Here is a 6,000-nt window from a genome sequence, read left to right on the forward strand (position 1 = left end):
TTCTTTCGTTTCATATCTTCCCTATCTACCTTTTATTTTGCACCCCATGCACAAAATATCTGACAGACTCATTACTGCGAGTAACCTTCGCCCATTGCCTGTCCTGTCCGTCAAAACGGCGGCGTGGAAGCGCACGCCCTCCAGTCGAAAAAAAATCTGTGATCATCTGCGTTAATCTGTGGTTAAAACCTTCTGTGTGTGCCTTTCTGAAGACTACATGTATCTACGGTTAACTTCTTTACCTCACTCTACCCGATTTGGCATACGCGGAAACGTTCCTCACAAAATCTGTGTCAATCGGTGAAATCTGTGGATCAAAACTCTCCACCGCGTCGGGGAAATCGTGAGGAAAAGGGAGGGAGGGGGCAGATAAGGCTTACCGGAGAGAGAGAGAGGAAAAAAAAGTATTTTTGGCGAGGCCCCACTTTTACTCGGTGGCGGCTTCTTTGAGTTTTTTATTATACCTCATGGCCTTCCAATAGTCTGCACTATAATCAACGAATATCTCTTCGCCTGCCTTGATCTTTTTTGTGCTGTAAATGTACGCTTTACCTTTGAGCACCTTATAAACACAGTTATTTCTGAACCCTTTTAGCCGGGAGAATCCATTAGCATCATTGGCATAACGCCCGAGGGATTCGGGTCTATGGAAAGTGTCGATACATTTCTTGCGATTGATAAAAAAGAGGTAACCGTCCTGGTCTTTCTCTACCCGGGCCAGGTATTCCTTCCAGTCGATTTCCTCCCCAGTGTACTCGATGACCATTTCATCTTTACCGATATCTGTCCCGGTAAAGAGCCCCTTCCCCGCGCAGGGCAAGGTTGATTTTTTTACTTTAAGCTTTCGATTCATAAACGCAATTTGCACAGGTGTATAAACACAGTTCCTCCGGCATTATCAATGCAATTTGCGTGCCCACCGCCTCATTGCCACAGGGTGCGGTCGAGGGTGCGGTACTGGATAGCCTCGCTGATGTGGGCGCATTGAATATCCGAGCTGCCTTCGAGGTCGGCGATGGTGCGTGAGACTTTCAGGATGCGGTCATGGGCGCGGGCACTGAAATTAAGTTCATTCATCGCCATCTTGAGGAGCTCCTCGACATCCTCGTGTAATTTGCAGTATTCCCGGAGTTGTTTAGACGACATCTGGGCGTTACAAAATGTCTTGGTCCCGGAAAAACGTAGTTTTTGTCTATCACGGGCGGCTATCACTCTCTCGCGGATTTTGGAGGAAGGTTCCCCCGGGGCTTTGCTGGAAATGTCTGAGTATTTCACGGCAGGCACCTCGCAGTGGATATCAAAACGGTCGAGTAATGGCCGGGAGATTTTATCAAGGTAACGCTTTTGCGCGGCTAGATTCTCAGACTTTACCCCGGACGGGCTGGGATTCATCGCGGCAATCAGCATAAAATGGCAAGGGAAAGTCACGCTCCCTGTGGCGCGGGAAATCGTGATCCGCCCGTCTTCGAGGGGTTGACGCAGGATCTCAAGGGTCTGCCGTTTGAATTCCGGTAACTCATCGAGGAAAAGCACGCCGTTATGTGAAAGGCTCACCTCGCCTGGGCGCAAATTGCTCGACCCCCCGACTAATCCGATATCCGAGATCGTATGATGGCTAGAGCGGAAGGGGCGCGTGGTGACGATGGCCTGGCCAGGCTTCAGGAGTCCGGCGACACTGTGGATCTTTGTGGTCTCGAGTGCCTCATCGAGAGTCATCGGGGGCATGATCGAAGGAATCCTTTTGGCCAACATCGATTTCCCCGTGCCCGGTGGCCCGATCATCAGGAGGTTATGCCCCCCGGCGACAGCGATTTCTAATGCGCGTTTAACACTTTCCTGACCTTTGACATCACTAAAATCCGCTTCATAATCCCCATCCGAGGCAAATAACAACTCCAAATCCTCTACTACGGGGGCAAGATGTTTTTCCCCAGAGAGGAAAGCTGCCGCCTCACGCAAATTGCCCACGGGATAAACATTGATTCCTTTGACCACTGCGGCCTCCCGGGCATTAGCCTCGGGCACGATGACACCCGCTATCCCTAGTTCTCGTGCTTTCAGGACAATCGATAGGACTCCTTGGACCGGACGGATCCCCCCGTCAAGGGCGAGCTCACCCACTACAAAAAACTGGTCCAGATGCCCGATTTTGAGTTGTTCCGTCGCCACCAGCATGCCCAGTGCGATGGGAAGGTCAAAGCTCGGGCCTTCCTTACGGACATCAGCCGGGGCGAGGTTAATGGTCGTGCGCCCGGGGTGGGTCCGGAATCCGCTATTGATCATAGCCGTCGTGACGCGGTCCTTACTTTCCTTGACGGCAGCATCAGGCAGGCCGACAACGACGATAATACCACTTTCCCCGAATCCGGCATTCACCTCGACTTCGACCTGTTCAGCCTCCACCCCTGTGACGGAAGCACTAAAGACTTTTGAAAGCATGGGATGATGCATAAACCAAAAAAAATATATATCAACTACTCCGATGTAGAAAAGAACCGGAAAAAGCTTTTGCCAAAGGGATTTTTCAGGATAACTATATAAGAACCATCCAAATATGAGTGAACGCGGAAAAATCCTATTAATCGACGACGACCGAATCATCGGCAGTGTGTACTCCCGTAAACTTTCTGAAGCGGGATATGATGTCCGGGTCGAGCGTGACGGTGAAGGAGCCCAAAAAGCCTTTGAAGAATATGTGGCTGACCTGTTTATTGTGGATATAGGGCTGCCAGATGTAAACGGGCTGGAAATCCTGCGGGCCATACGAGCCGTGCCGGAATATATCGGGGCTCCCGTGATTGTATTTTCTAATAGCCTCATGTTTGAGGATATCGAATCGGCCATGGAGCTCGGGGCCACCGAGATCATCGACAAATCGACTTGTCCCCCCGCCATGATGATCGAAAAAATCAACCGCCTTTTTAACCGGGTCCGGGAGCGTTCAGCCCAAACCACTGACCCTGCGGCGAGTCCGGAATATGCCGTCACATCCACCGACCATGAAATCCAGCAAGCTTTCCTGGAGTCGATCCCGCCTGTCATTCTCCGTATCAGTAAAACGGTGCGCGAACTCTCCCGCAGCGGCGGAAATAAAGAGCACCTCCTTCCCATCTATAATTTCATCCATCCCGTGGCTTGTAATGCCGGGAGTGCCGGATTCTCCCGAGTGGGCCGTCTGTCTGAGGCCATTGAGTCCTTTGTGAAATCCCTTTATGAAAAACCTGTCGCGGTAAGCTCTTCGGCGGTCCGTACCCTCGCCCAGGCTGTGGATGTGCTTTCTATGATTTTTTCCGACGAGAAAATCCAGATTCATCAGGTACTCTTTTCCCCGAAAGTCCTCATCGTCGAGGACGACCGGATAGCGGCAAAACTCGCCTGTAAATTCCTCGAGAAAATCCATATCAGTAATCTCGCTCTCGAAAGTGCGGAAACAGCCTTAGATATCCTGGACACTAATCACTTTGATCTGATCCTGCTTGATGCCGAGCTGCCCGGTATGTCCGGGGATGACATGTGCCGCCTGCTCCGTCAAAAACCGGCATACGCCGACACCCCCGTTATCTTTGTGACCTCCCTGTCAGATTTTGATTTCCGGGCCAAATCCGTCCTTTCCGGTGGGAATGACCTCCTCGGTAAACCGTATATCCCCATGGAGCTGGCGGTCAAAGTCCTCACTTATATACTCAAATCTGAATTCTTCTCGCCTAAAGTGTAGCAGGGATGGAATAATTTTCCCTTGCCAGAAAACAGGTTTGCGTTTTGTGTCGATCTTTCAATAAAAGAAATATGAATGATATATTAGTCATAGGCCACCGTAACCCCGATGCTGATGCGATTTGTTCGGCCATTGGTTATGCCGATTTCAAACGCCGTATCGGAATGGAAAATGTCGTCGCTGCCCGTTGCGGGGATACAAATGCCCGGATTGACTTTATCCTGAATTATTTCCAGCAACCGGTCCCCCAATTTGTCGCGGATATCAGCCCAAATGTGTCCGATATTATGAAGGTCAATGTCGAGTATGCCGGGCCGGAATCCACGGCATTTGAGGTCTTGAGCCTGATGGACGAGAAAAACCTGCGCGCCCTCCCCATCGTGGACAAGGAAATGAAGGTCAAAGGCATCCTCTCAGTTTTTAAACTTTCCCATTATTATATGCCTTCACAAAAGCGCCTCTTGGACAGCCGTAAAGTCCGCGCTTCAGTGAATAATATCCTCAAAACCCTTTCAGCAAAACCGGTTTGCCTCGTGAATGAAGACAAGGAGGAAGACCTTTTCCTCATGATCGCCGCCATGGAGGCTGAGACTTTCTCCAAGAGATTTAAATCCTACGATCCGACCAAAGTCGTCATCATTGTCGGGGACCGTGTGGATATCCAATTCGCCGCCATCCGCCAGGAAGTCCGTCTGATCGTCGTCACTGGGAATCTCGAGATCGACGAACACATCATCGAGATGGCTAAACAAAAAAATGTCAGCATCCTCGTCACCCCCCATGATTCCGCGACGACATCGACATTGATCCGCGCCTCAGTGGGGATTGACGACATGATGGATCAGGACTTCCTCTCCTTCCGTGCCGGTGCAGACTTAGAGCAATGCCGGGCGGAGGCCTCGAATACAAACCAGAATGTCTTCCCTGTGACCGACGAGGGTGGACGCATGATCGGTATTTTCTCCAAATCCGACTTCCTCCAGCCGGTGGACAAACAAATCATCTTGGTCGACCACAACGAAATGTCCCAAGCCGTCCGGGGTGCCAACCACGCCACGATCTTAGAAATCATCGACCACCATAAAATCGGTGTCGTCGCGACGAATCAACCCATCCTTTTCCTGAATATCCCTTGGGGCTCGACTTCGACCATTGTCGCAGATCAATATTTAAAATACAACATCGATATCCCCTCACAAATCGCCGGGGTACTCATGAGCGGACTCATCTCCGACACCTTAAATCTCCGTTCCCCGACGACCACCTCCCGTGACGTAGAAATCCTCAAGCACCTCAGTAACCGCGCCGGCATCTCCGCCGATGCGCTGGCTGAAAAACTCTTTTCATCAGGCTCCATCCTCAGCGTGCGCACGGCCGCCCAATCCATCACCTCCGACTGTAAGGAGTACGGCGACCGCGGATTTAAATTCAGCGTGTCACAGGTTGAGGAACTCGGCTTTACCAAATTCTTCGAGAAAAAGGATGAGCTCCTGCTGGAGCTGGATAACTACGCGCGGCAGAATAATTACCTTTTCTCGTCATTAATGGTCACCGATATCAATACAAACTCGTCCTACCTCCTCGTCCGGGGTAGCGAAAACTTCATTAATACCATCGACTACGAAAAGACCGAACATTACATCTTTGACATGCCTGGGGTGGTCTCGCGCAAAAAACAACTCCTGCCTTACCTTTTGCGTTGCCTTAATAACGACAAGTTTAAACTGGAAGGTTAAATATATGACACAGGCTAAAATCGGATTTATCGGATGTGGACGCATGGCCCAGGCCTTGATCCTTGGGCTCCTCGAAAAGAAAGTATTTGCCCCTTCTGAAATCGGTGCCACCGATGTCTCCATGGACACATTAGAACCCTTCGCCCGCCAGACAGGGATCACGGTGCATGCGGACAACCAATCCTTGATCAAGCGACACGACCATCTCCTACTGGCGATCAAACCTCAGAATTATGCCTCTTTTGCGGGAGAAAATAAAAAGTTCTTCTCAGACGGGAAACTCCTCGTCTCCATCGTCACCGGTATCAGCCTCTCACGCCTCTCCGAGCTGAGCCCGCACAGTGTCCGGGTCATGCCAAATACCCCCGCCCTTGTCGGTGCCGGCGCTGCGGGATTCTGTGTTACCGCATCCGTCTCCCCGGAGCAAATTGCTTTTACTCAGCAGATTTTCCAGAGTGTCGGTATCGCTGAACAAGTCGAGGAATCCATGATGGACGCCGTCACGGGACTCAGCGGCAGCGGCCCGGCCTACATTTACCTGATCATAGA

5 protein-coding genes are annotated in these 6,000 nt (G+C 51.0%); 3 read left to right on the forward strand and 2 right to left on the reverse strand.

The genetic code is table 11. The features are described from left to right. Positions 1 to 427: 427 nt before the first annotated feature. A complete protein-coding gene (locus SGI98_01815) occupies positions 428 to 853 on the reverse strand; it encodes an SET domain-containing protein-lysine N-methyltransferase (protein MDZ4742138.1) in 426 nt (141 codons plus the stop codon). A 71-nt stretch (positions 854 to 924) separates the two neighbouring features. Beyond that, a complete protein-coding gene (locus tag SGI98_01820; protein ID MDZ4742139.1) occupies positions 925 to 2,439 on the reverse strand; it encodes a YifB family Mg chelatase-like AAA ATPase in 1,515 nt (504 codons plus the stop codon). A 115-nt stretch (positions 2,440 to 2,554) separates the two neighbouring features. On the opposite strand from SGI98_01820, the gene SGI98_01825 reads away from it, so the two are divergent. From SGI98_01825 to SGI98_01835, 3 genes are all read left to right on the forward strand, one after another. Next, on the forward strand, positions 2,555 to 3,715 hold the full coding sequence (locus SGI98_01825; protein ID MDZ4742140.1) for a response regulator: 1,161 nt from the start codon (positions 2,555 to 2,557) through the stop codon (positions 3,713 to 3,715). Positions 3,716 to 3,786: 71 nt separating this feature from the next. After that, a complete protein-coding gene (locus SGI98_01830; GenBank protein MDZ4742141.1) occupies positions 3,787 to 5,451 on the forward strand; it encodes a putative manganese-dependent inorganic diphosphatase in 1,665 nt (554 codons plus the stop codon). A gap of 4 nt (positions 5,452 to 5,455) precedes the next feature. Next, a partial coding sequence (locus tag SGI98_01835) for a pyrroline-5-carboxylate reductase (protein MDZ4742142.1) occupies positions 5,456 to 6,000 on the forward strand: 545 nt, incomplete at its 3' end.

The organism is Verrucomicrobiota bacterium (assembly GCA_034440155.1).
Taxonomy (GTDB): Bacteria; Verrucomicrobiota; Verrucomicrobiia; order JAWXBN01; family JAWXBN01; genus JAWXBN01.